Here is a 24,174-nt window from a genome sequence, read left to right as displayed (position 1 = left end):
GACGTTTCACCGGACGGTCGCCGCCCGGCCGGACGGTACGTCAGGTAAAGTACAACGTGTATGGCAATGAGTAAAACGATGACTGCATCTTTCTCGGAGGAGCCTCGATGACCAGCCAGGACGAGACGACGCCCCGGCCCCGCCGAGGGCTCGCCGAGAAGCGTCAGGCCATCACCCGGGCCGCCCGTACGGTCTTTGGTCGCGACGGCTACACCCGCGCCGGCATCGACGCCATCGCGGCGGAGGCCGGGGTCTCCACCCGGACCATCTACAACCACTTCGCGGGCAAGGAACTGCTCTTCCAGACCGTCGTCCAGGAGAGCGCGGGGCAGGTCAGGGACGCCCACCTGGAGGTCATCGGGCGCACCCTGGCCAAGGTCACCGACCTGGAGGCGGACTTCACCGCCCTCGGCCTGGCCTGGGTGAGCGCGCTCACGGAGTTCGCCGACCACTTCGCGCTGGTCCGGCAGATCAACGCCGAGGCCGGACATCTGCCGAAGGCTCTGCTGGACGCCTGGCAGCAGACCGGGCCGCGCCGGGCCATGGCCGAACTCGGCAACCGGTTCGGCGAGTTGGCCGCTCAGGGCCTCCTGGACGCGCCCGACCCGGCGCGCGCCGCCCAGCACTTCGTGCTGCTGACCGGGACCGAGGTCACCCAGCGCTCGTACTGGGGCGCGCATCCGCTCACCGGGCAGGAGACGACGGAGATCATCACGGCCGGCGTACAGGCGTTCCTGCGCGCCTATGCCGCGCGCCCGGCGCACTGACTGCCACGCACTGACGGCCGCGCGCCGACGACCCGCATACCGACGACCGCACGCCGACGACCGGCGCCCGGACATGCCCGAGGCGCCGCCCCCGACCGGTGGGAGCGGCGCCTCGGACCGGAGCCTTCGAGCCTTACTGGCCGTTCTTCTCCAGGGTGAACTTCCAGGCGTCGGCGACGATGTCGTCCAGGTTCGGACGACGCGGGGTCCAGCCCAGCGCCTGGTGGGCGCGCTCGGCGGAGGCCACCAGCACGGCCGGGTCGCCGGCCCGGCGGCCGGAGGTCACCACCGGGATCTCCCGGCCGGTGACCCGCTTGACCGACTCGATCACCTCGCGCACCGAGAAGCCGCTGCCGTTGCCCAGGTTGCAGATCAGGTGCTCGCCCGGCTTGGCCGCGTCCAGCGCCAGCAGGTGCGCCTCGGCCAGGTCGGCGACGTGGATGTAGTCGCGGATGCAGGTGCCGTCCGCGGTCGGGTAGTCGTCGCCGTACACCGCGATGTGCTCGCGCTGCCCGAGGGCGGCCTGGAAGACCAGCGGGATCAGGTGCGACTCGGGATCGTGCCGCTCGCCGTACGCGCCGTACGCGCCGGCCACGTTGAAGTAGCGCAGCGAGACGGCGGCCAGGCCGTGGGCGACGGCCTCACTGGTGATCAGGTGGTCGACGGCCAGCTTGGTGGCACCGTAGGTGTTGGTCGGCGAGGTGCGGGCGGTCTCGGCGATCGGGACGACCTCCGGCTCGCCGTACACGGCGGCGGTGGAGGAGAACACCAGCTTGCGCACACCGGCCTTGCGCATCGCGGCGACCAGCTCCAGCGAGCCGGCCACGTTGTTGCGCCAGTACTTCTCCGGGTCCGCGACCGACTCGCCGACCTGCGAGGAGGCGGCGAAGTGCAGCACCCCGTCGAAGGAGCCGTCCAGCACCTCGCCGGCGTCCTGAATGCGTCCGGACACGAACTCGGCCCCGGCCGGCACGCCCTCGCGGAAGCCGGTGGAGAGGTCGTCCAGGACGGTCACCTGGTGTCCCGCCTCCAGCAGGTGGGCGGCGACCACACTGCCGACATAGCCGGCGCCACCCGTGACCAGGTACTTACTCATGATGAGACCTCCAGCGGGCGATGGTCCGCCGCCTCGGCGGGCCATCGGTGACGTACGTACGACTGGGGCCTATTCTCCCTGGCCGCCGGGGGTGCTCCGGACCACCCGGGAGCCCTTTCCGGACCATCCGGCCGCGACCGTCCGCCGGGCCCGGCCGCCGCCGGAACCGCCCGCTCAGCCCTGGGCCATCCGCTCCAGCAGCCCGGTCCTGGCCGCGACCGCCGCCGCCTCCAGCCGGGTGCGCGCGCCGAGCTTCATCAGCACCCGCTGGACGTGGGTCCGGGCGGTGCTGGCGGCGATCCGCATCCCGGCCGCGATCGCCGCGGTGTCCTCGCCGTCCGCGATCCGGGCCAGTACCTGGACCTCACGGCGGGTCAGCAGCCGTAGCAGCCGGACGGCTTCGTCGTCCGGCTCGGCGGCCGGTCTCAGCAACTGGTCGAAGGCGCCCCGCAGGACGTCCACCGCGACCGCCGCCTCGCCCGCCCGGGCCCGGGCGATGGCCCGCTCGACCACCTCGATCCGCTCGTCGCTGGGCACGTAGCCCGCCGCCCCGGCCGCGAACGCGCCTGCCACACCGCGCAGTTCACCGACCGGCCCGAGCACGATGACGGCCACCTCGGGCCGCTCCCGGCGGATCCGGCGCAGCCCGTCGAAGGCGCCGGGTTCGGCCGGACCGGTTACCCCGAGCAGACACACCTCGGGTCGACGGCCGGCCACCAGGTCGGCGGCCGCGCCGGCCGGCGAGCCCACCGCGAGCACTCGGTGGCCGCGCAGCTGGAGCGCGGCGGCCAGCGCCTCGGCCAGCAGCCGGTGGTCGTCGACCACCACGAGTCGAACGCCCATGACGCCCTCCAGGTCGGGGTCCGGCCCGCGTCCACGCCCGTTGGGGCGGGCGGCCGATGACGCACCATCACAGCGCATTCCGGGCCCGGCCCGCTAGGCCGCGTCACGCCCCCGTACACCCCGACGCCGGTGCGGGGACACGAAAAAGACCCTCGCCGTTGGGCGAGGGCCTTTCACTTGAGCCCCCATGCGGAATCGAACCGCAGACCTTCTCCTTACCATGGAGACGCTCTACCGACTGAGCTATAGGGGCGAACCGGTCGAACAAGGAAGACATTACACGGCTGGCGGGCCAGAAGGGAAATCGGCTCCGGCCGGCCGCACCGGCCTCAGCCGTCGGCGTGCGCCCGGTCGAACTCCTCGCGGGCGGCGAGCATCAACTCGGTGTGCTCCTCGGCCCAGCGCCCGAGCGGCGCCACCAGCACGGCCAGTTCACGGCCGAGCGGCAACAGGTCGTAGACCACGCGCGGCGGCGTCTCGGGGTGCACCGTACGACGCACCAGGCCGTTCCGCTCCAGGGTGCGCAGCGACTGGGTGAGCATCTTGCGACTGACCCCGTCGACCGCGCGCTGCAGTTCGGAGAAGCGCTGCGGGCCGAGTTCGCCGAGGCTCATCAGGATCAGCATCGACCACTTGTCCGCCAGCTCCGCGAACATGGCCCGGCTCGGACAGAGCTGAGCGAAGACATCGAGCTCATGGGCCCGCTCCGGCCCGGCCGGGGAGCGCTCCTGCGTCGTCATGCCCTCCAGGGTAACGGGGAAGGTCTCCGATCCACCCTTGGTAACCAATAGAGACTTGGTCTATATTGGAGACCTTCGGGAGGCCGGGAACGCCGCCCCTTCCGGCCTGCCCTTCGAGCTTTCTCCCGTGCCCCCATCCCTCCCTCCCAGGAGCGCCCACGCCATGACCGCCATCCGCCCGACCGTCGCCATCGCCTTCCACTCCGGCTACGGCCACACCGCCGTCATCGCCGAGGCCGTGGCCCGCGGCGCCGCCGCCACCGGCGCCGAGGTCGTCTCGGTCGCCGTCGACACCATCACCGACGAGCAGTGGGCCCAGCTGGACGCCGCCGACGCGATCGTCTTCGGCTCACCCACCTACATGGGCACCGCCTCCGGCGCCTTCCACGCCTTCGCCGAGGCCAGCAGCAAGCGCTGGTTCGGCGACGCCTGGCTGGACAAGGTCGCCGCCGGCTTCACCAACTCCGCCTCCAAGAGCGGTGACAAGGCCGGCACCCTGGGCTTCTTCCAGACCCTGGCCTTCCAGCACGGCATGAGCTGGGTCAGCCTCGGCCTCAAGCCCGGCTGGAACTCCAGCACCGGCACCGAGAACGACCTCAACCGCCTCGGCTTCTTCGCCGGTGCCACCGCCTCCACCCCCTCCGACCTCGGCGCCGACGCCGTGCACAAGGCCGACATCGCCACCGCCGAGCACCTCGGCGAGCGGGTCGCCAAGCACACCGCCGTCCTGCTGGCCGGCCGCGCCGCCCTGGCCGCCCAGGCCGCCTGAGCCCGGTCGCCCCACCCGCGTCACGCCGCCGGATCCGCCCCCAGCACGGGCGCCCGGCGGCGTCCGCCGTCCACCCCGACAGCCCCGAGCTCCGCACCGCTGGTCTCCGGCAGCAGCCGCAGACAGAGCAGCGCCACCGCCCCCAGCCCCGCCAGATACCAGCCGACCGGCTCCGCCGTCCCGTACGCCTCGGTCAGCCTGGTCGCGATCAACGGGGTGGTCGCCCCGCCCACCACACCGCCGAGGTTGTACGTCAGCGCCGCCCCCGTGTAGCGCACCCTGGTCGGGAACAGCTCCGGCAGGAACGCCGCCACCGGCCCCAGCAGACACCCCAGCACCACCATCGCCCCCGCCAGGGCCAGGAACATCAGTGGCCTGCGCACCGTCTCCAGCAGCGGGAACAGCACCAGCGACCAGGCCATCGCGAGCCCCGTCGCCATCTGCAGGGTGCGCCGGCGCCCCCACTGGTCACTGCGCCGTGCGCTCACCCAGACCGTCACCCCCTTCCCCGCGGCGCCCACCAGCAGCATCGACAGCAGCAGCGTGCTCGGCACCCCGAGCCCCGTCGTCGCGTACGCCAGCGCGTACGTGGTGGTCAGATAGAACAGCGCGTACCCCACGGTGATCGCGCCGCAGCCGATCAGCACCGTCCGCCAGTGCCCGCGCAACACCTCCACCACCGGCGGTCGGCCCCGCTCCTCCCCTGCCCGGAACAACGGCGTCTCCTCGATCCGCAGCCGGACGAACAGCCCCACCGCCACCAGCACCAACGACGCCAGAAACGGCACCCGCCAGCCCCAGGCGGCGAACGCCCTCTCGTCCAGCACCAGTTGCAGCACCAGGAACACCCCGTTCGCCAGCACGAACCCGCTGACCGGCCCGAGCTGCAGAAACGCCCCGTACCGCCCGCGCCGCCCGGCCGGCGCGTTCTCCGCGATCAGCAGCGCCGCCCCGCCCCACTCCCCGCCCAGCCCCACGCCCTGGCACACCCGCAGCACCACCAGCGCCACCGGCGACCACCACCCCCACACCTCGTACCCCGGCATCAGCCCCACCGCGGCCGTCGACAGCCCCATCAGCAGCAGCGACACCACCAGCATCCGCTTCCGCCCCAGCCGGTCCCCGAAGTGCCCGAACACCACCGCCCCCAGCGGCCGCGCCAGAAACGCCACCGCGTACACCGAGAACGCCGCCAACAGCGCCCCCACCCTGCCCAGTTCGGGAAAGAACACCCCACCGAAGACGAGCGCCGCCGCCGTCCCGTAGAGAAAGAAGTCGTAGAACTCGATCGCCGTACCGATCAGCGCCGCGGCCGCCGCTCGCCGCAACTGGGCCGCCCGCCGGGCTTCCTGCGTATCCATACCGCCACCCTGACGACCCCCCGGCCCCACTGACAGCACCCACCCGGGTGACACCGGCGCACACCCCCACCCCGCACGCCCACCTCACGCACCCACGCGCACATCAGCCCACCGCGCCCCGGCTCCCCCGCCGGCCATCGACATCCACATCCGACGACCGGCTTCCCCTACCGCCACCGCGTGCACGGATCACCGCCCGACCACTGCCTACCGGGCAGCGGCCCGCCTCCGCACCACGAAGAACACCACCCCGGCCACCAGCACCAACCCGACAACCACCGCCACCACCAGCGGCACCACACTCCCGGAGCCGGACACCCCATCAGCCTCCGACCGCACGGCAGGCGACCCCACCGGCGTACTGCCCTCGGTCGGCGCCGCACCCGCCCCAGCCGACGTGGCCGCCGAGGGCGTCTCGGCCTGGGACGGAACCACTGAGGCCGATGCGCCCGAAGGCGCTCCAGCCGACTGCTCCGAAATCGGGTTCACATCCGCCGGCCCCGGATCCCCCGGCTCCGTCAAAGCGACTCGGGGCCGGACGATCCCGTACCCAACAGCGTCATTCCGGCTCGACCCATCCGTCGGCTTACCAGCAGTGTTGACAAGGACACGTGCGATCTGATTACCAGTCCAATCGGGATGCACTGCCCAGACCAGTGCCGCAGACGCAGACACAAGTGCCGTGGCGTCGGACGTGCCATGTCCCTTGCAGTAACCAGAATTCGCGGTACAGGCGTTGTAGATCTCAATTCCTGGTGCGGTTAGATCAACCTGCGGCCCCTGCTCGGATTCTGCCGTGGCGAGTCCGTCTCGGTCCACGGCGCCAACCCCAACAACGCCGGGAAGCGCCGCTGGATACTGCACCGGGTTGCCCGATTGAGCAGAGTTCCCGACACCCGCCACCACCAGAGCACCCTTCGTGCTCGCGTGCGCCACGGCGGCCTTGAGACTCGCGATGTCGTCGGCCGATACCCGCACTGCGGATGTCGCCTGGGAAATACTGATGACCTTGGCGCCCTGATCGGCCGCGTAGACGATCCCCTGGCCGATTTGGTTGAGGAATTCCGCGGAACTCACTCCGGCAGCGTTGTCATTGTTCTTGATTTTGATTGGGAGAACCTTGGCCCCCGGCGCCAGACCATAAGCCCCATTGCCATTCAGCCCTTTTCCGGAGCCCACGACAAGGGCAGCCATCTCAGTGCCATGGCTTTCGGTATAGGCACCGACACCACCCGGGAGCCCGCTGAAGTCCTTACCTGGCAGCAATTGCCCCACCAGGTCTGGGTGGTCCAGCTTGAAGCCACTGTCGATCACCGCGACCGTGACACCTTGGCCTTTGCTGATCTTCCATATGTCCGACACCTTCATGGCATCGAGATGCCACTGCTGCTCACGAATCGAATCGGCCGCTGCGGCAGGAACTGCCGCCGGACCGACGACCACAGCCGTTACCAAGGACGCCACGGCGAAACGTCGCCCACGCACCCGCACGCCAGTCCGCCGCATCACAACTCCCTCGTCAGTCTCCCCGTCAGCCGAGGACCGCGCCCCGGACGGATCTGCCCGGCCACCGGGACGGACCCAATGGCCGGGCAGTTGTTCCACAACTACTCAATCACGCCCGGATTGCTCTGCGGAGTACCGCTGGTCCAGGTCTCCTCGTCCTCGTGCAGGTAGTCGGCCCGCTTGCGACGGTCGCGCTCGTTCTTGCCCGCGCCACCCGCCATGCCGGGGCTCATCATGCCGTTCTGGCCCGAACGGGCTCCGCCCTCGGCTCCCGCGGCGGCGCCGGCCCGATTGCGCAGGCCGGTGCCGCCGGGCGTGAACTCACCACCGACAACCGGGCCCTTGCGCCCGCCGACGGTGCCGCCGCTGGTCGAGGTCAGACCGCGCCCGCGCGCGCTGCCGCCCGAGCCGCCGGCACCGTGGCCGCCCATGCCCGGGTGCATACCGCCACCCATACCGCCCGCGCCCCCCATGCCACCGGCCGCTGCGGACCGACCCGCCTGGGCCTCGCGCGCACCGAAGACCGTTCCACCACCGGTCGGCCCCGGGGCCCCGCCCTTCGCAGGCAGAGCGCCCCCACCGAAACTGCCGGCTCGGCTCGAAATCGAACCACCGCCGCCGCCCTTCGCCGGGACCGACCCGCCTCCGCCGGGTCCAAAGCCTCCGAGAGGAAGCGAACCACCGCCCGGATACCCACCGTCTGCGCCCGGGCCGCCAGGGAAACCGGGGCTGCCACCCGGACCGCTCGGAGGCAGGCTGCCGCCACCACCCGGCACGACCGGACCGGTCTGCCCAGGCAAAGTCGGCACGGACGGCAGGCTGTTGAGGTCGGTGCCAGGACGGTCGGTCGGGTACCAGGGCTGCGGCGACGGCCCGGGGACACCGGGGTCGTGCGGCAGCGACGACGGCCCGTGGTGCGGCGGAACCGAGTCGATGTGACCCGACCCGTCGGACCCCTGTGGGCCCGACGCAGGCAGGTGAGGGGGAACCGACCCGCCGCTGTAGCCGCCGCCGGACGGGGTGTAGCTCCCGCCACCGCCACTACTGCTGCCGCCCGTACGAGGAGTGCGAACGGTGCCGCCGGAGCCGGTACTGCCGCCACCGCCGGGAGAGACCTCCTGGCTTCCGCCAATACCGCTGCCGTCGCCTGGCGTCCCCGGCAGGGTCGGCAGCTTCAGCCCGTTCAGTTTGGTCGTCGCCGCCTCGTACGCCTGCCCCAGCTTCTCCATCTGGTGGATGGCCTCCTGGTGCGCCGCCTCGACCCGCTTCTGAGCCGCCTGTGCCTCCGTCGCGGTGACCCAGTTGTGGTTGACCCGCTTCATGATGTCGTCGACGGACGGGGTCGTAGTGGCGCTCCCGAAGCCGTACACAGCCTGCTGAGTGGGCGTCACGTTCGGGCATGGCTGAGTGTTGCGCTTGTCGACCGTCGCGATGTCGGTCTTCGGCACCTCGGGTACGCCGGTCTTGGCGGTGCTGAGCGCCTCGCCGGCCTGGACCATGGCCTCGCCGGCGCCCTTCGAGTACTCGCTGATCATGGCGGCAGACTTGTTCAGGTCGCCAGCCCAGGTCTTGAAGTTGTCGGCGGCCGGCCCCTCCCACTGGATCTGGCCGAGGTGGGCGGCCAGAGCCCGGCTCAGGTCGTCCAGGACCCGACTCGCGGCCTTGAGCTGGTTGCCCCGGCTCGTGACCTTGGACGGATCGGTGTTGGCGACCATGGCCTTGAGATTGCCGTGCTCGAACCCTTCGAATTTCGTTCCGCCTGCCATCACTTACTCCCCGTTTTGCTGAGACTCTCTCCCCGGCCCACCATCAGTACGTACCGCCAACGCCACCCTGCTCCGGCGCCGGCCCGTTCGGTCCGGCCGCCGGGGTGTAGCTGCCGGCGTTCTTGGCGACGGTCTTCGCGGCGGCGGTCTGGTGCTCCTCGTTGGTCCCGTAGTTGCCCGCCGTCCGGGCCACCGCTTCGCTCATCTTCGCGATCTGATCGGCGAAGTCCTTCGAGAGCTGGGCGATCGCCGCGTGCGTCTTCTCGTAGGCCGCCATCAGGTCGGAGGACTCGGTGAACCCCGTCCCGAAGTTCCCCGGTGTCAGCTTCTGTTCCTGGATCTTGTGCTGTGCCGCGTCCGAGCCCTCCAGGGACGCCAGCAGCGCGTCGACCTTCTTCTTGAAGTTCGTCAGCGTGTCCAGCTCGATCTTGACGTCATTGGACCCGAACGCCGTCACCAGGGCGCTGGCGCTGACGTCGGTCTGGACCTGGCTGACCACTCTGCCGATCCAACTGTCATTGAGCGACCACGGCTTCACCTCGCCGTTGGGCCCGTCCGCCCAGCCCGCGCCGCCCGGTCCAGCCTCGCCAGCCACCGCAATCCACCTCTCCCCCGCGCGCGGGGGCGCCCCCTGGGCCGCCGCACCGCGACACACCGTCAACTTCTCGGTCGTACCGTCCTGCTCGGCGAACCGACCGTCCCGTGGGACGGTCGTCGCCCCGGCCATCGTAGTCATCACCTCTGTCGCACCGGCAGGGCCCATGGCACGACCGGGCGCGATCGGTACGAACTTGACACGCGCCCCGGGCCGGGGGCTCGACCCGGGCCCGGACCACCCCGGGAATGCCGGGCGCCGGCCGGTAGACTGGCCGGGCCCGGTTCGACCGGGTACGACCTCATCTGCCGCGCAATGTCGCACAGCAGCGACCCCCGCCATCGTTCACCCGCACGGGGCGGGCCCAGCAGCGGAACGGACGTGATCACGTGCCTCCCGGGCAGCCCAGCACCCCCGGCCCCAGCACCCCCGGCCCGAGCCCCCGCCGGAGCGCCCCCTGGTGGGCCCGCGCCGCCCGCCCCGCCCGGCCGCCGCTTCCGCTGGCGCTGATGCTGCGCGCGGCGGTCGGCATGGCCGTCCCGCTGACGGCCGGCCTGCTCGCCCACCGCCTGGACCTCGGCGTCTTCGCCGGCCTCGGGGCGATGCACGCGACCATGAACGACCGCATCGAGCCGACCCGCCTGCGCGCCCCCAGGATCGCCTCCGCCGTCCTCGCCTCCGCGCTCGGCATGCTGATCGGGATGTCGCTCCAGGAGTTCCGGGCCGGCGCACTCACCCTCGGCGCGGCACTCACCGTGACGGCCTTCGCCTCCGGCGCGCTGAGCGCCACCGGGCCGCGCGGGTCCGCGGCCGGGATGCTCCTGCTGGTCTCCGCGGCGCTGGGCAGTGGCATGCCGATGGCCCGCCCCTGGTGGGCGGCGCCGCCGATGATGCTGGTGGGGGCGGCGTTCGTGGTCCTGCTCGGTCTGCCGCACCGGAGCTACCGCCGTCCTCGCGGGGATCCGCGCAACCGCGCCCTCGCGGCCGCGTACGACGCGCTCGGGCGCACCCTGGCCGACCTCGGCACACCGCGGGGCGCGGCCTCCCGCCAGGTTCTGACGGCCCGTCTGAACCAGCTCCAGGATCTTCTCCCCCCGCCCCACCCCCGGGTCCCCGAGTCCCCCCGCACCGTCCGGCTCCGCCGGATGTACGAGGCCGCGCTGGCCGCCACCGAGGCGGCGAGCGGGCTGCTCTGGGCCAGGCGGCCCGTCCCGCCGGAGGTCGCCGCGGTCCCCGGCCTGCTGGCCCGCGCGGTGGAGCGCGGCGGCGGCGAGGTGGCGGTGCCCGACTGGCAGCCCGACACGCCGTCCCGGCAGGCCCTGGACGTGGCGCTGCGCGCCGCCGCCGAGACCGTCGCCGGCCGGGAGGCCGTGCTCGGCACCGCGCCGCCCCCGCCGCCCGACCCCTGGCGGCTGCGGGTCCGGCTGCTCTCCCGCGGCTCGGTCCGGTACGGCCTGCGGGTGGCGCTGTGCATCGCGGTCGGCTCGGCGGCCACCGCGGCCTACCCGCTCAGCAAGAGCTACTGGGTGCCGATGACGATCGCGTTCGTCCTCAAGCCGGATCTCGGCTCGGTCTTCCTGCGCGCGGTCAGCCGCTCGATCGGCACCGTGCTGGGGGTGGCGGTGACGGCGGCCGTCCTCTCGCTCACCACCGACGAGTGGGCGCTGACCGCGATCGCCGCGTTCTGCGTGGCCCTGCTGCCGTACGCCACGGCGGCGCACTACGGCCTGAACACCGTCGTCATGACGCCGATGGCGCTGATCCTGCTGCAGCTCGGCGGGCAGAGCAGCGCGGCCGAGTTCTGGCCCAGGGTGCTGGACACCTCGCTGGCCAGTGCCATCGTGCTGCTCTTCGGCTATCTGCTCTGGCCGGAGCGCACGCGCCACCGGATCGAGCCCCGTCTGGTGGCCGCGACGACCGCCCTCCAGGCCTACCTCTCCTCGGTGGCGGGGCTCACCCGGGACGCACCGGCGGACGGGCCCGCCCGCCCCGGTCCGCGGCAGCCCGTCGCCGAGGTCTGGTTGCGCCGCACCGCCTACCGCGCGCTGGCGGAAGCCCACCGGGAGGTGCAGCAGGGGCTCACCGAGCCGCCGCCCACCGGCCGGCTGGCCGAGCAGTGGCTGCCGGCGACGGTCGCGCTGGAGCGCCTCAGCGGCGCGGTGGCGGCGTACGCGGCGCAGATCCGCTACGGCGGACGGGTGCCCGACCCGGCCGAGGTGGCCCGGGTCCGGCAGGCGCTGGACGAGCTCACCGCGGCCGCCCGGGAGCACCGCCCGCCGGCCGGTCCCGCGGTCCGCCCGACCAGGCCGCACGACCCGACGCGCAGCGCGCTGGGCCGTGCGGCGGACGAGCTGGAGACCCTGCTGGGCAGCGGCTGAACCGGGTCAGACCTGCTCGGCCAGCTCCAGCCAGCCCATCTCCAGCTCCTCCTTCTCGCCCCGGACGGCGCGCAGTTGCGCGTCCAGCTCCGCGACCTTGGAGAAGTCGGCGGCGTGCTCGGCGAGTTGGGCGTGCAGCTTGGCCTCCTTCTCGTCCAGCTTGGCGATCTGCCGCTCCAGCTTCTGCATCTCCTTCTTGGCCGCCCGCACGTCCCCGGCCGACATCGCCGGGGCCCCGGCCGGCGCTCCGGCGGAGTCCGCGGCGGCGGCGGACGAAGCGGCGGAGGCGGCAGAGGCGGCGGCCGCCGCCATCCGCGCCCGCCGCTCCAGGTACTCGTCGACGCCGTTCGGCAGCATCCGCAGCTTCTTGTCGCCGAGCAGCGCGTGCACCACGTCGGTCGTCCGCTCGATGAAGAACCGGTCGTGGCTGATCACGACCATGGAGCCGGGCCAGCCGTCGAGCAGGTCCTCCAGCTGGTTGAGCGTCTCGATGTCGAGGTCGTTGGTCGGCTCGTCCAGGAACAGCACGTTCGGCTCGTCCATCAGCAGCCGCAGCAGCTGGAGCCGGCGCCGCTCGCCACCGGAGAGGTCACCGACCGGCGTCCACTGCTTGTCCTTGCCGAAGCCGAACTGCTCGCAGAGCTGCCCGGCGCTCATCTCCCGGCCCTTGCCGAGGTCGACGCGGCTGCGCACCTGCTCGACCGCCTGCAGCACCCGGGTCGTCGGCTCCAGTTCGGCGACCTCCTGGGAGAGGTAGGCCAGCCGCACCGTCTTGCCGACCTTGATCACACCGGAGGCGGGCTGCACGTCGCCCTCGGAGGCGTAGGCGTCCCGCATCGCGCGCAGCAGCGAGGTCTTGCCGGCGCCGTTGACCCCGAGCAGGCCGATCCGGTCGCCGGGGCCGAGCTGCCAGGTGAGGTTCTCCAGCAGCAGCTTGGGGCCGGCCTTGACGGTGACGTCCTCCAGCTCGAAGACCGTCCGGCCCAGCCGGGCGTTGGCGAACTTCATCAGCTCGCTCTTGTCGCGCGGGTCCGGCACGTCGGCGATCAGGGCGTTGGCGGCCTCGATCCGGTAACGCGGCTTGGAGGTCCGGGCGGGGGCGCCGCGGCGCAGCCAGGCGAGCTCCTTGCGGGCCAGGTTCTGGCGCTTCTGCTCCTCGACGGCCTCGATCCGGGAGCGCTCGGCGCGGGCGAAGACGTAGTCGGAGTAGCCGCCCTCGTACTCGTGCACCGAGCCGTGCTGGACGTCCCACATCCGGGTGCAGACCTGGTCGAGGAACCAGCGGTCGTGGGTGACGCAGACGAGCGCGGAGCGGCGGCCCTGGAGGTGCTTGGCGAGCCAGGCGATGCCCTCGACGTCGAGGTGGTTGGTGGGCTCGTCGAGGACGATCAGGTCCGGCGCGCCGAGGAGCAGCTTGGCGAGGGCGATCCGGCGGCGCTCGCCGCCGGAGAGCGGGCCGATGACGGTGTCCAGGCCGTCGGCGAAGCCGGGCAGGTCGAGGCCGCCGAAGAGGCCTTCGATGATGTCTCGGATCCGGGCGTCGCCGAGCCACTCGTGGTCGGCCCGGTCGGCGATCACCTCGTGCCGGATGGTGGCCTGGGGGTCGAGCGAGTCGTGCTGGGTGAGGACGGCCAGCTGGAGCCCGCCGGAGTGGGTGATCCGCCCGCCGTCCGGCTCCTCCAGCTTGGCGAGCATCCGGATCAGGGTGGTCTTGCCGTCCCCGTTGCGTCCGACGACGCCGATCCGGTCCCCTTCGCTGACGCCGAGGCTGACCCCGTCCAGAAGGGCGCGGGTGCCGTAGACCTTCGTGACGGACTCGATGGTGGCGAGGTTGACGGCCACGTGTGCTGCGCTCCTGGGTTCGGCGGTCTCGGGGCTGGCCCGAAATCTCGGGGTGGACCCCGATCCTTCCCAGCCTAATGCGCCGACACGGGCCCCCTGCCCCGCCGGACGCCGGGCCCCTGCCCGGCACCGGTCACGCCCGTACCGGGCCGCCCCGACACGCCGCCCGCCCCACCCCGACGAGCCGCCCGGAACGGCCCTGGGCTCCCGTTACGCCGGGACGCCCGCCCCCGCCACCGGCCCGTAGGTGGCGTGCGCCGTACGGCACGCACCGGACGCGCGCAGGGCCTCGGCGACGGCGGCCGCCGAGTCGGCGTCCTTGGTGAGGAAGGCGCAGGTCGGGCCGGAGCCGGAGACCAGGGCGCCGATCGCACCGGCCTCGGTGCCGGCCCGCAGGGTGTCGGCGAGCGCGGGGCGCAGCGAGAGGGCGGCCTGCTGGAGGTCGTTGGCGAGCGCGGCGGCCAGGGCGACGGCGTCGCCGTCGGCGAGGGCGGCGAGCAGCGCGGGGTCGGCGTCGGGGGTGGGCACCTCGGTGTCGGTGGAGCCGGTGCCGGCCTCGTCGCGGAGGCGGTCGCACTCGCGGAAGACGGCGGGGGTGGAGAGCCCGCCGTCGGCGACGGCGAAGACCCAGTGGAACGTCCCGCCGACGGGCAGCGGCTCCAGGATCTCGCCGCGTCCCCGGCCGAGGGCGACGCCGCCGACCAGTGCGAACGGTACGTCGGAGCCGAGTTCGGCGGCGAGTTCCAGCAGGGTCTCGAAGGGGGTCCGCAGGCCCCAGAGGGCGTCGCAGGCGACCAGCGCCGCAGCGCCGTCGGCGCTGCCGCCGGCCATGCCGCCGGCCACCGGGATGGCCTTGGCGATGTGCAGGCGGACGTCGGGGGCGGCCAGTCCGTGGTGGGCGGCGAGCAGCCGGGCGGCGCGGGCGGCGAGGTTGCTGTCGTCGAGCGGGACGGCGGCCGCGTCGGGGCCGGAGCAGCTGAGGGTGACGCCCTCGCCGGGGGTGGCCGCAGTGGCCGTCACCTCGTCGCCGAGGGCGACGGCGAAGAAGACGTTCGCCAGGTCGTGGTAGCCGTCGGCCCGCAGTCCGCCGACCCCCAGCTGGACGTTGACCTTGGCGGGGACCCGTACCGTGATCACTGCTGCTCCGTCTTCTCCGACTGATCGGCCTGATCGGCCTGCTCCGTCCGGCCCGCCGCACCCGCCGATCCCGCCGGCTTCTGCTCGGCGATGGCGGCGAACTGCTCCACCGTCAGCATCTCGCCGCGCAGCTTGTGGTCGATCCCGGCGGCGGCGAGCGCCTGTTCGGCCGCGGCCGGGGAGCCGGCCCAGCCGGCCAGCGCGGCGCGCAGGGTCTTGCGTCGCTGGGCGAACGCGGCGTCGACGACCGCGAAGACCTCCTCGCGGCTGGCGGTGGTGCGCGGCGGGTCGCGGCGGATCAGCGAGACCAGCCCGGAGTCGACGTTGGGCGCGGGCCAGAACACGTTGCGCCCGATGGCGCCGGCCCGCTTCACCTCCGCGTACCAGTTGGCCTTGACCGACGGGACGCCGTACACCTTGTTCCCCGGCTTGGCCGCGAGCCGGTCGGCGACCTCGCTCTGCACCATCACCAGGGTGCGTTCGATGCTGGGGAAGGTGGCGAGCATGTGCAGCAGCACCGGCACGGCCACGTTGTAGGGCAGGTTGGCGACCAGCGCGGTCGGCGCCGGGCCGGGCAGCTCGGTGACGTCCATCGCGTCGCTGAACACGAGGTCGAAGGCGTCGGCCTTGCCGGGCAGCCGGGCGGCGACGGTGTCCGGCAGGTGGCGCGCCAGGACGGGGTCGATCTCGACGGCGGTGACGTGCTCGGCGACCTCCAGCAGCGCCAGCGTCAGCGACCCGAGTCCGGGCCCGACCTCGACCACCGCGTCCTCGCCCGTCACGTCCGCGGCCCGGACGATCCGCCGCACGGTGTTGGCGTCGGTGACGAAGTTCTGCCCGCGCTGCTTGGTCGGCTTCACGCCGAACGCGGCCGCCAGCTCCCGGATGTCGGCGCCGCCCAGCAGGGCGGCCCCTCCGGCCGGGGGCTGCGGGAGGCTGTCAGGGGTGGGATCGGTGGTGCTCACGCGCCAAGGATACGGGCGCGGCGGGCGCTCAGAGTTCGACGACCGCCGCGAGGTCGATCTCCACGGGGTACGGCCACGGAGGTGCGCAGCACCCCTTCGTGCCGGGCGACGGGCAGATAGACGCCCTTCTCCTCGTCCCGGTGGAACTCATGGACGACGGCTCGGCGGCCATCGCCACCTCCCCCACCGCACTCATGCCAACCAGCCTTACAGCGCCACGAGAGTGCCGAACCGTTTCCCCTGAACCGAACATTCGTGCGACCCGCTCAGTAGCCGAAGGCCCTGGCCGTGTTCGCCGCGATCGCCGTCGCGAGTTCGTCCTCGTGCAGGCCGAGCGTCCCGGCCATCGAGCGGACCGTGACCGGGATCAGGTACGGCGCGTTGGGCCGGCCCCGGTAGGGGTGGGGGGTGAGGAAGGGCGCGTCGGTCTCGACCAGGACGCGGTCGAGCGGGGTGGCGACGAGGGCGTCCCGCAGCGGCTGGTTGGCCTTGAAGGTGACCGGGCCGGCGAAGGAGAGGTACCAGCCGTGCTCGGCGCAGATCCTGGCCATCGCGGCGTCGCCGGAGTAGCAGTGGAAGACCGTCCGCTCGGGGGCGCCCTCCTCCAGCAGGACGGCGATGACGTCCTCGTGGGCGTCCCGGTCGTGGATCACCAGGGCCTTGCCGTGCCGCTTGGCCATCGCGATGTGGCGGCGGAACGACTCCTTCTGGATCTCCACGCCCTCCGGGCCGGTGCGGAAGTAGTCGAGGCCGGTCTCGCCGACCGCGACGACCTGCGGCAGCGCGGCGAGCGCGTCGATCTCGGCGAGGGCCGCGTCGAGCGCGGCCTGCCCGCCGGCCGGGCGCTGCTGCCCGGACCAGCCGTCGGGGTCGCCGAGGTAGATCCGGGGCGCCTCGTTGGGGTGCAGGGCGACGGCCGCGTGCACCTGCCCGAACTCGGCCGCGAGGTCGGCGGCCCAGCGGGAGCCGGGCACGTCGCAGCCCACCTGGACGACGGTGGCGACCCCCACCGAGGCGGCCTTGGCGAGGCCCTCGGCGGGGGTGCCGGACTGCATGTCCAGGTGGGTGTGCGAGTCGGCCACCGCCACCGCCAGCGGGGCGGGCAGCGGCGGTGGGGTCGACCGGTCGTCCGTCTTGGCCATCAGGAGGCGGACTTCTCTTCCAGGCGGGGGAACAGGATGTCGCCCTTGGTGACGGTGGCGCCGACGGGCAGCCGGCCCCAGTCCGCGACGGTGGCGACGGTCTGGCCGGCCAGCTCGCCGAGGCCCGCGTCGGCCGCGCCCAGCGAGGCCCAGAGCTTCTCGGCGGTGCTCGGCATCACCGGGTTGAGCAGGACGGCGGTGGCCCGCAGCGCCTCGGCGGCGGTGTAGAGGATGGTCGCGAGGCGCGCCCGGCCCTCCGCCGAGTCGTCCTTGGCGACCTTCCAGGGCTCCTGCTCGGTGAGGTAGCCGTTGACCTGCTTGACGAACTCGAAGATCGCCGCGAGGCCGCCGGCGAAGTCCAGCTCCTCACCGATCTTCCGGTCGGCGGTCGCCGCGGCGGCGGTGAGCCCGTCCGCGACGGCCTGCTCGGCGTCGCCGTGGGCGGCCGAGGCCGGCAGCACGCCGTCGAAGTACTTGCCGACCATGGCGGCGACCCGCGAGGCGAGGTTGCCGAAGTCGTTGGCGAGCTCGGAGGTGTACCGGGCGGTGAAGTCCTCCCAGGAGAAGGAGCCGTCCGTACCGAACGGGATCGCCCGCAGGAAGTAGTAGCGGTACGCGTCCACGCCGAAGTGCGAGGTCAGGTCGGTGGGCGCGATGCCGGTCAGGTTGGACTTGGACATCTTCTCGCCGCCGACCATCAGCCAGCCGTTGGCGACGATCCGCTTGGGCAGCGGCAGCCCGGCGGCCATCAGCATGGCCGGCCAGATCACCGCGTGGAAGCGCAGGATGTCCTTGCCCACCAGGTGGACGGAGGCGGGCCACAGCTCGGCGAACCGCTCCGGGTCGGCGCCGTAGCCGGCCGCGGTGATGTAGTTCTGCAGCGCGTCCACCCAGACGTACAGGACGTGCTTCTCGTCCCAGGGCAGCGGCACGCCCCAGTTGAAGGTGGAGCGGGAGATCGAGAGGTCCTGCAGCCCCTGCTCGACGAAGCGCAGCACCTCGTTGCGGGCCGACTCGGGGGCGATGAAGCCGGGGTTCTCGGCGTAGAACTCCAGCAGCTTCGGGCCGTACGCGGAGAGGCGGAAGAAGTAGTTCTCCTCCTCCAGCCACTCGACCGGCTTCTTGTGGATCGGGCAGAGCTTCTCGCCCTCGGCGGCGCCGTCCAGCAGTTCGGCGGGGAGCTTGTACTCCTCGCAGCCGACGCAGTACGGGCCGGAGTAGCCGCCCTTGTAGATCTCGCCCTTGTCGTACAGGTCCTGGACGAACTCCTGCACCCGGTCGGTGTGGCGCTGCTGGGTGGTGCGGATGAAGTCGTCGTTGGCGATCTCCAGGTGCTCCCAGAGCGGCTTCCACGCCTCCTCGACCAGCTTGTCGCACCACTCCTGCGGGCTGACGCCGTTGGCCTCGGCGGTGCGCAGGATCTTCTGGCCGTGCTCGTCGGTGCCGGTCAGGTACCAGACCTTCTCGCCGCGCTGACGGTGCCAGCGGGTGAGGACGTCGCCCGCCACGGTGGTGTACGCGTGGCCCAGGTGCGGGCGATCGTTGACGTAGTAGATCGGGGTGGAAACGTAGTACGCCGGGGTCGGGGTCCCGGTGGTGCTGTGGTCTGCAGTGGCCGCCATGGTCGGAAATCTTAGTCGCGTGCGGGGGCCGCCCTCGACCGGTCGGTCGAGGGCGGCCCGGCACCGTCGGCCGCTCACGCCGCTGGACGGTCGCCGCCCGCCGCGGAGGGGGTCGCGGTCGCGGTCGGCGCCGTCGCCGCGGTCAGCCCAGCAGCCGCGACCAGAACCGCGCCCACCGGCCCTGCGGGCGGACGGTGTCGGTGGCCGCCGGGGCCCCGGCCGGCTCGGCGTGCGCGGGGTAGCCGGGGGCGTGCTGCCAGTGCCGTTCGGCGCTGGCCACCCGGCCCTCGCGCATGATCCGGACGGTGTGGCCACCACAGCCCGGGCAGGTCGGCTTGAGCAGCGGGGACGGCACCCGGACACCGTTGGCGTGGTACTCGAACACGACGTGCCCGTCCCGGGCGGGGTGGTGCTCGATGTCGTACGCCTGCTCCCAGCCGTACCCGCAGCTCAGGCACGCGAAGGAGTAGGCCTCCCGAACGGTCTCCACGGGAGTGTGCGGCCGGCCCGCCGGGCCGGGGTCGCTCAGCGCGTTACCACCGAGGGGGCTACCGATCGTCTCGCTCATAGCCGTCTCCCAGCGCCCGCCGGGCGCTCGCCCGGCTGGGTCTTTCCTTCCCAGGAAATGCCCGGACCGCCCCGGCCGATACCCGTCTTGTGAAGACTTGGACGCTGGTTGGGAATCCCTATACGAAAGGAGGGATCCTGTACGAAAAGCGCGCCCAAAGCTTCAGCTCAACGAGTGTTTACCGGGGCCTCCTCTCCAAGGTACGCGCCCTCCCGGCCCCGGGCACTCCCGGTTTCCACCCGTTTTCCGGGGCCCGCTCCGGGCCCCGTTCCCGGCGTTCCCGGCGCGGGTTCCGGCCCGGCTACCCGGCCTTCCCGGCCGGCTTCCCCGCCTCGTTCTTGGCGGCGACCACCGCGTCGAACACCTCCCGCTTGGGCAGCGCGAGCTCCGCCGCGACCGCCGCGATGGCCTCCTTGCGGCGCTCCCCCGCCTCCTCCCGGACGGCCACCCGGCGGGCCAGTTCGGCCGGGCCCAGCTCCTGCGGCGCGGCCGGCGGGGCGCCCGAGACCACCACGGTGATCTCGCCCCTGACGCCCTCGGCGGCCCAGGCCGCCAGCTCGCCGAGCGGTCCTCGCCTGACCTCCTCGTAGGTCTTGGTCAGCTCGCGGCAGACCGCGGCCGGCCGCTCGGCCCCGAACGCCTCGGCCATCGCGGCCAGCGCCTCGGCGATCCGGTGCGGGGCCTCGAAGAAGACCATGGTGCGCGGCTCGGCGGCGACCGAGGCGAGCTGGCGGGCCCGGTCCCCGGTCTTGCGCGGCAGGAAGCCCTCGAAGGTGAAGCGGTCCACCGGGAGGCCGGACAGCGCGAGCGCGGTGAGCACCGCGGACGGCCCGGGCACCGCGGTCACCTTCACGTCGGCGGCCACGGCGGCGGCCACCAGCCGGTAGCCGGGGTCGGAGACGGACGGCATCCCGGCGTCGGTCACCAGCAGCACCCGGGCGCCGCCGAGCAGCGCCTCGACCAGTTCGGGGGTCCGCCCGACCTCGTTGCCCTCGAAGTAGGAGACCACCCGCCCGGCCGGGGTCACCCCGAGCGCCTGGGTGAGCCGGCGCAGCCGCCGGGTGTCCTCGGCCGCGATCACATCCGCGGCGGCCAGCTCGGTGAGCAGCCGGGGCGGGGCGTCCGAGACGTCGCCGATGGGGGTGCCTGCGAGAACGAGTACTCCTGTCACGCCCCCATCCTTTCAGCTTCCGGCCGCCGGGCGCTTTTGGTGACGATTCGGGCAGCTTCGGAGGGAGCCGTTCCCCGGCCGGCGACCGCCCCTACGATGTGGCGGATGAACGGCGACACGGCGGCGCAGACGCCTACTGGTACAGACCACACCGCGCAGGGTGGCGTTGGCGTGCCGGTCCTGACGGACCAGCCGTCCCCCGCCGTCCCCGGCCCCCGCGAGCCCGGACCGGACCGGCCCGGTCCGCCGCGCCCGGCCTGGCTGCGCGGCCTGGTCCGGCACGGCTACACGCCCGCGCCCGCGGTCCCGCTGGCCGAGCGGCTGGTGCCGCCGATGCCGGACGGCCCGGGGGTGACGCCCGACCGGGTCGCGCCCTCCCCGCTGCTGCTGCGGCTCGGGATAGCCCTGCCGGACCGGCTCTGGTCCTGGCTCTGCCGCTGGGCGGGCTGGCTGGGCCCGCTGGCGGTGGCGCTGTTCGGCGGGCTGCTGCGGTTCACCGGCCTCGGCCAGCCGCACGCGATCATCTTCGACGAGACGTACTACGCCAAGGACGCCTACGCGCTCTGGCACGGCGGCTACGAGATCAGCTGGCCGGAGGGCGCCAACGAACAGATCATGACGCCGGGGGCGGCGGTGCCGTACCAGGCCGTCGCCAGCTATGTGGTCCATCCGCCGGTCGGCAAGTGGATCATCGGCGCGGGCGAGCAGCTCTTCGGGATGAACCCGTTCGGCTGGCGGTTCTCGGTGGCGTTGCTGGGCACGCTCTCCATCCTGATGGTGGCCCGGATCGCCCGTCGGCTGTTCCGTTCGACCCTGCTGGGCTGCGTGGCCGGGCTGCTGCTGGCGGTGGACGGTCTGCACTTCGTGCTCAGCCGGGCGGCGCTGCTGGACCTGATCGTGATGTTCTGGATCCTCGCCGCGTTCGGCTTCCTGCTGCTGGACCGCGACCGCACCCGGGCCCGGATCGCCGAGCGCCTCGGCGGCGTGGCGGACCCGGCGCTGGCCGGGCGGCTGAACCTGGGCTGGCGGCCGTACCGGATCGCGGCCGGCGTCTGTGTGGGGCTGACCTGCGCCACCAAGTGGAGCGGCCTCTACGTGGCGGCCGCGTTCGGCGTGCTGACGGTGCTCTGGGACGTGGGCGCGCGCCGGCTGGCCGGGGCGGGCCGGCCGCACCTGGCGACGCTGGTCCGGGACGTGGTGCCGGCCTTCGTCTCGGTGGTCGTGGTCTCGGTGGTCGTCTACATCACCTCCTGGTGGGGCTGGTTCGCCAGCAGCAACGCACCCGGCAAGGGCGGCTGGGGCCGGGACTGGGCGGTCGGCCGGGACGGTGCGACCTGGATCCCGGAGGGCCTGCGCGCGCTGTGGCACTACCACTCCACGGTGTACGAGTTCCACACCCACCTGAGCGACCCGCACACCTACCAGTCCAACCCGTGGAGCTGGCTGGTGCTGGGCCGGCCGGTCTCCTTCTTCTACGAGTCCCCGAAGCAGGGCCAGAGCGGCTGCACCGCGAGCGAGTGCGCCCGCGAGGTGCTGGGCATCGGCACCCCGCTGCTCTGGTGGGCGGGCGTGGTGGCCCTGGTCTACTGCCTGTGGCGCTGGGCGGCCCGCCGGGACTGGCGGGCCGGCGCGGTGCTCTGCGGCCTGGCCGCGGGCTATCTGCCCTGGTTCGCCTACCAGCAGCGGACGATCTTCCTGTTCTACGCGGTGGCCTTCGTGCCGTTCCTGGTGCTCGCGGTGACCATGATGGTCGGCGCGCTGATCGGGCCCCCCGGCGCCTCCCGGGACCGCCGGGTCATCGGCTCCGCGGCGGCCGGCCTGCTGGTCCTGCTGATCATGTGGAACTTCCTCTTCTTCTACCCCCTCTACACGGGGCAGGCGATCCCGATGGAGGACTGGCGCCGGCGGATGTGGTTCACCAGCTGGATCTGAGCGCGGGACCGGTACCGGCGTGGTACGCGACACGTACCAGATCCGTCACAAGACCCGGTCATTTCGTCGGCGTACGGAGTCCGTCTGCCTACGCTGAACCCGGAACCCGTATCCGGCCACCGTCGGCTGCGACCTGTCGCCAGACCCCAGGGGGATCAGCACCATGCGCAGAGGCGCGAAGATCGGCATCATCACCGGCGTGTCCGTCGCCATGCTGGCGGGCGGCGGCTACGGGGCGTACAGCCTCATCGGCGGCTCCGACGACGCCGACGCGCCGAAGGCCAAGAAGGCCCGCACCGTGGTCGCCGAGCCGCCCACGGCGGAGCAGGCCTCGGCCGGTGCCAAGGACTTCCTGGACGCCTGGGCCGCCGGTGACATCTCCAAGGCGGCCGGGCTGACCGACGACCCGGCGGCCGCGACCACCGCGCTGAACTCCTTCAAGGACCAGGTCAAGCCGAGCGGGCTGACCCTGACCCCGGCCGGTCCGGCCACCCCGGCCGCCTTCGCGTCCGCCACCGGCACCCCCGCGCCGACCGCCGCCAAGCCCTCCGCCTCCGGCACGCCCTCGGCGACCGGCACCGCGGCGGGCACCGAGTCGCCGTCCGCCGCCGCGGGCCCCGCCGGCGTGCTGATGGGCTTCAAGGCCCGGGCCGAGTTCGAGGGCACCAGCCGGGCCTGGGACTACAACGGCTTCCTCAGTGTCGTGAAGATGAGCGACAACACCCCGGCCGTGCACTGGGCGCCGACGGTGATCCACCCGCACCTGGGCCCGGGCGAGGTGATCGCCACCCAGCCGGTCTTCGCCCCGCCGTCCACCGTGGTGGACCGCAACGGCAAGGCGCTCCAGGGCGCCTCGATCACCCCGGCGCTGCTGAGCGCCCTGCAGGACAGCGCCCGCAAGATCCTCCAGGCCGACCCGACCAAGGACCAGAGCGACGCGGGCAGCGGCGTGGTGATCACCGACGCGGCCGGCAAGGGCGCCTCGGACAAGCTGTTCACCATCGTCGAGCCCAAGCCCGCCAAGCCGTTCAAGGTGACCATCGACAACGCGGCGCAGGCCGCGGCCGAGAAGGCGATGAGCGACCTCGCCGGCAAGTCGGGCTCGATCGTCGCGATCGAGCCGAGCACCGGTCAGGTGCTGGCCTTCGCCAACGCGCCCGCCAGCGGCCAGAACCGGGCCTTCACCGGCCTGCTGGCCCCCGGCTCCACGATGAAGATCCTCACCTCGGCCGCCCTGCTGGAGGCCGGCGTCAACCCCGACACCGTGGTGCCCTGCCCGGCGAAGAGCAGCAACCCGCAGGCGATCCCGAACTCCTTCGAGGACGTCTACCCGAACAACACCCTCAAGCAGGACTTCATGATCTCCTGCAACACCGCCTTCATCAATCAGGGCCTGGCCAGCCTCAAGCCGGGCGCCCTCACCTCCACCGCCAAGGACGTCTTCGGCATCGGCCTGGAGTGGAAGACCGGCCTGCCCAACACCGACGGCCGGGTGCCGGACGCGGGCGGCAACAAGGACGAGCAGGCCATGCAGTACATCGGCCAGGGCAAGGTCCAGATGAACCCGCTGGCCATCGCCTCGGTCACGGCCACCGTGCAGAGCGGCGAGTTCAGGCAGCCGATCCTGGTCGCCGACCTGCCCCAGCAGAAGGCCGCCCGCAACCTCTCCCCCGACGCCGCCGGCAAGCTGCGCGACATGATGGCCGCCACCGCCAAGGACGGCACCGCCAAGGCCGCCATGGCCGGGATCTCGGACAACGCGGGCGCCAAGACCGGCTCCGCCGAGGTGGCCGGCATGGCCACCACCAACAGCTGGTTCACCGCCTACCGGGGCAACATCGCCGTCGCCGCCGAGGTCCAGGGCGGCGGCCACGGTGTCGACGCGGCCGGGCCGGCCGTGGCCGCCGTGATCAAGGCGGCCGGCAACCGCTGACGCGGCCCACGGGCCCGTCCGGTCCCCGTCCCGGTCCCGGT

General features: G+C 72.8%; 19 protein-coding genes and 1 tRNA gene. 5 read left to right on the top strand and 15 right to left on the bottom strand.

Annotation, left to right across the window (positions count from 1 at the left end; translation table 11 throughout):
- Positions 1-107 precede the first annotated feature (107 nt).
- The gene (locus tag ACIQIB_RS27270; RefSeq protein ID WP_400761241.1) at positions 108-767 is read left to right on the top strand and encodes a TetR/AcrR family transcriptional regulator; all 660 of its coding nucleotides are present in this window, start codon (positions 108-110) and stop codon (positions 765-767) included.
- Between the two features lie 133 nt (positions 768-900).
- Here ACIQIB_RS27270 and galE read toward each other — a convergent pair whose 3' ends face one another.
- The 4 genes from galE to ACIQIB_RS27250 form a co-directional block, all read right to left on the bottom strand.
- On the bottom strand, positions 901-1,863 hold the full coding sequence (gene galE / locus ACIQIB_RS27265; RefSeq protein WP_400657000.1) for a UDP-glucose 4-epimerase GalE: 963 nt from the start codon (positions 1,861-1,863) through the stop codon (positions 901-903).
- A gap of 174 nt (positions 1,864-2,037) precedes the next feature.
- Positions 2,038-2,706: a response regulator transcription factor gene (locus tag ACIQIB_RS27260; RefSeq protein ID WP_363606969.1), complete on the bottom strand. Its 669-nt coding sequence runs from the start codon at positions 2,704-2,706 to the stop codon at positions 2,038-2,040.
- A 180-nt stretch (positions 2,707-2,886) separates the two neighbouring features.
- Positions 2,887-2,959, bottom strand: a tRNA-Thr gene (locus ACIQIB_RS27255).
- 76 nt (positions 2,960-3,035) lie between these two features.
- Positions 3,036-3,446 (bottom strand): winged helix-turn-helix transcriptional regulator, encoded by a 411-nt coding sequence (locus ACIQIB_RS27250; RefSeq protein WP_400657003.1) that lies wholly within the window; start codon positions 3,444-3,446, stop codon positions 3,036-3,038.
- 163 nt (positions 3,447-3,609) lie between these two features.
- On the opposite strand from ACIQIB_RS27250, the gene ACIQIB_RS27245 reads away from it, so the two are divergent.
- A complete protein-coding gene (locus ACIQIB_RS27245) occupies positions 3,610-4,215 on the top strand; it encodes a flavodoxin family protein (protein ID WP_363606966.1) in 606 nt (201 codons plus the stop codon).
- 20 nt (positions 4,216-4,235) lie between these two features.
- Here ACIQIB_RS27245 and ACIQIB_RS27240 read toward each other — a convergent pair whose 3' ends face one another.
- The 4 genes from ACIQIB_RS27240 to ACIQIB_RS27225 form a co-directional block, all read right to left on the bottom strand.
- The gene (locus ACIQIB_RS27240; RefSeq protein ID WP_363606964.1) at positions 4,236-5,576 is read right to left on the bottom strand and encodes an MFS transporter; all 1,341 of its coding nucleotides are present in this window, start codon (positions 5,574-5,576) and stop codon (positions 4,236-4,238) included.
- Positions 5,577-5,783: 207 nt separating this feature from the next.
- Complete coding sequence (gene mycP / locus ACIQIB_RS27235; protein ID WP_400761239.1) at positions 5,784-7,082, bottom strand: type VII secretion-associated serine protease mycosin; 1,299 nt, start codon at positions 7,080-7,082, stop codon at positions 5,784-5,786.
- A gap of 101 nt (positions 7,083-7,183) precedes the next feature.
- Positions 7,184-8,848, bottom strand: a complete 1,665-nt coding sequence (locus ACIQIB_RS27230) for a WXG100 family type VII secretion target (protein WP_400761236.1) — start codon at positions 8,846-8,848, stop codon at positions 7,184-7,186.
- A 43-nt stretch (positions 8,849-8,891) separates the two neighbouring features.
- Positions 8,892-9,443, bottom strand: coding sequence for a hypothetical protein (locus tag ACIQIB_RS27225; RefSeq protein ID WP_400761233.1), 552 nt, complete (start codon positions 9,441-9,443; stop codon positions 8,892-8,894).
- A gap of 389 nt (positions 9,444-9,832) precedes the next feature.
- Between ACIQIB_RS27225 and ACIQIB_RS27220 the strand changes: the two genes are divergently transcribed.
- Positions 9,833-11,821, top strand: a complete 1,989-nt coding sequence (locus tag ACIQIB_RS27220) for an FUSC family protein (protein WP_363606957.1) — start codon at positions 9,833-9,835, stop codon at positions 11,819-11,821.
- Between the two features lie 6 nt (positions 11,822-11,827).
- On the opposite strand, the gene ACIQIB_RS27215 is transcribed toward ACIQIB_RS27220, so the two are convergent.
- The 7 genes from ACIQIB_RS27215 to rsmI form a co-directional block, all read right to left on the bottom strand.
- Complete coding sequence (locus ACIQIB_RS27215) at positions 11,828-13,663, bottom strand: ABC-F family ATP-binding cassette domain-containing protein (protein WP_363606955.1); 1,836 nt, start codon at positions 13,661-13,663, stop codon at positions 11,828-11,830.
- Between the two features lie 210 nt (positions 13,664-13,873).
- Positions 13,874-14,800: a 4-(cytidine 5'-diphospho)-2-C-methyl-D-erythritol kinase gene (locus tag ACIQIB_RS27210; protein ID WP_400761230.1), complete on the bottom strand. Its 927-nt coding sequence runs from the start codon at positions 14,798-14,800 to the stop codon at positions 13,874-13,876.
- The gene (gene rsmA / locus ACIQIB_RS27205; protein ID WP_400657018.1) at positions 14,797-15,765 is read right to left on the bottom strand and encodes a 16S rRNA (adenine(1518)-N(6)/adenine(1519)-N(6))-dimethyltransferase RsmA; all 969 of its coding nucleotides are present in this window, start codon (positions 15,763-15,765) and stop codon (positions 14,797-14,799) included. The genes ACIQIB_RS27210 and rsmA overlap by 4 nt, the downstream gene beginning before the upstream one ends.
- A gap of 266 nt (positions 15,766-16,031) precedes the next feature.
- Positions 16,032-16,907, bottom strand: coding sequence for a TatD family hydrolase (locus tag ACIQIB_RS27200; protein WP_400657020.1), 876 nt, complete (start codon positions 16,905-16,907; stop codon positions 16,032-16,034).
- Positions 16,907-18,529, bottom strand: a complete 1,623-nt coding sequence (metG, locus tag ACIQIB_RS27195; protein WP_400761227.1) for a methionine--tRNA ligase — start codon at positions 18,527-18,529, stop codon at positions 16,907-16,909. Before metG ends, ACIQIB_RS27200 begins: the two co-directional genes overlap by 1 nt.
- Positions 18,530-18,671: 142 nt before the next feature.
- A complete protein-coding gene (locus ACIQIB_RS27190) occupies positions 18,672-19,097 on the bottom strand; it encodes a hypothetical protein (protein WP_363606945.1) in 426 nt (141 codons plus the stop codon).
- A 301-nt stretch (positions 19,098-19,398) separates the two neighbouring features.
- Entirely contained in the window at positions 19,399-20,268 is an 870-nt protein-coding gene (gene rsmI, locus ACIQIB_RS27185) for a 16S rRNA (cytidine(1402)-2'-O)-methyltransferase (RefSeq protein WP_363606943.1), read from the bottom strand.
- Positions 20,269-20,373: 105 nt separating this feature from the next.
- On the opposite strand from rsmI, the gene ACIQIB_RS27180 reads away from it, so the two are divergent.
- The gene (locus ACIQIB_RS27180; protein ID WP_400761224.1) at positions 20,374-22,200 is read left to right on the top strand and encodes a dolichyl-phosphate-mannose--protein mannosyltransferase; all 1,827 of its coding nucleotides are present in this window, start codon (positions 20,374-20,376) and stop codon (positions 22,198-22,200) included.
- A gap of 163 nt (positions 22,201-22,363) precedes the next feature.
- Entirely contained in the window at positions 22,364-24,133 is a 1,770-nt protein-coding gene (locus ACIQIB_RS27175) for a penicillin-binding transpeptidase domain-containing protein (protein WP_400657029.1), read from the top strand.
- Positions 24,134-24,174 lie beyond the last annotated feature (41 nt).

Origin of the sequence: Kitasatospora sp. NPDC092286, assembly GCF_044755565.1 — a bacterium.
In the GTDB taxonomy this organism is placed as follows: domain Bacteria; phylum Actinomycetota; class Actinomycetes; order Streptomycetales; family Streptomycetaceae; genus Kitasatospora.
This window is presented reverse-complemented; position numbering and strand designations above follow the sequence as displayed.

Coding starts and splice junctions, on each gene's coding strand:
- ACIQIB_RS27270 (WP_400761241.1), top strand. CDS start 108: ATGACCAGCCAGGACGAGACGACGCCCCGGCCCCGCCGAGGGCTCGCC.
- galE (WP_400657000.1), bottom strand. CDS start 1,863: ATGAGTAAGTACCTGGTCACGGGTGGCGCCGGCTATGTCGGCAGTGTG.
- ACIQIB_RS27260 (WP_363606969.1), bottom strand. CDS start 2,706: ATGGGCGTTCGACTCGTGGTGGTCGACGACCACCGGCTGCTGGCCGAG.
- ACIQIB_RS27250 (WP_400657003.1), bottom strand. CDS start 3,446: ATGACGACGCAGGAGCGCTCCCCGGCCGGGCCGGAGCGGGCCCATGAG.
- ACIQIB_RS27245 (WP_363606966.1), top strand. CDS start 3,610: ATGACCGCCATCCGCCCGACCGTCGCCATCGCCTTCCACTCCGGCTAC.
- ACIQIB_RS27240 (WP_363606964.1), bottom strand. CDS start 5,576: ATGGATACGCAGGAAGCCCGGCGGGCGGCCCAGTTGCGGCGAGCGGCG.
- mycP (WP_400761239.1), bottom strand. CDS start 7,082: ATGCGGCGGACTGGCGTGCGGGTGCGTGGGCGACGTTTCGCCGTGGCG.
- ACIQIB_RS27230 (WP_400761236.1), bottom strand. CDS start 8,848: ATGGCAGGCGGAACGAAATTCGAAGGGTTCGAGCACGGCAATCTCAAG.
- ACIQIB_RS27200 (WP_400657020.1), bottom strand. CDS start 16,907: ATGGCCAAGACGGACGACCGGTCGACCCCACCGCCGCTGCCCGCCCCG.
- metG (WP_400761227.1), bottom strand. CDS start 18,529: ATGGCGGCCACTGCAGACCACAGCACCACCGGGACCCCGACCCCGGCG.
- ACIQIB_RS27190 (WP_363606945.1), bottom strand. CDS start 19,097: ATGAGCGAGACGATCGGTAGCCCCCTCGGTGGTAACGCGCTGAGCGAC.
- ACIQIB_RS27180 (WP_400761224.1), top strand. CDS start 20,374: ATGAACGGCGACACGGCGGCGCAGACGCCTACTGGTACAGACCACACC.
- ACIQIB_RS27175 (WP_400657029.1), top strand. CDS start 22,364: ATGCGCAGAGGCGCGAAGATCGGCATCATCACCGGCGTGTCCGTCGCC.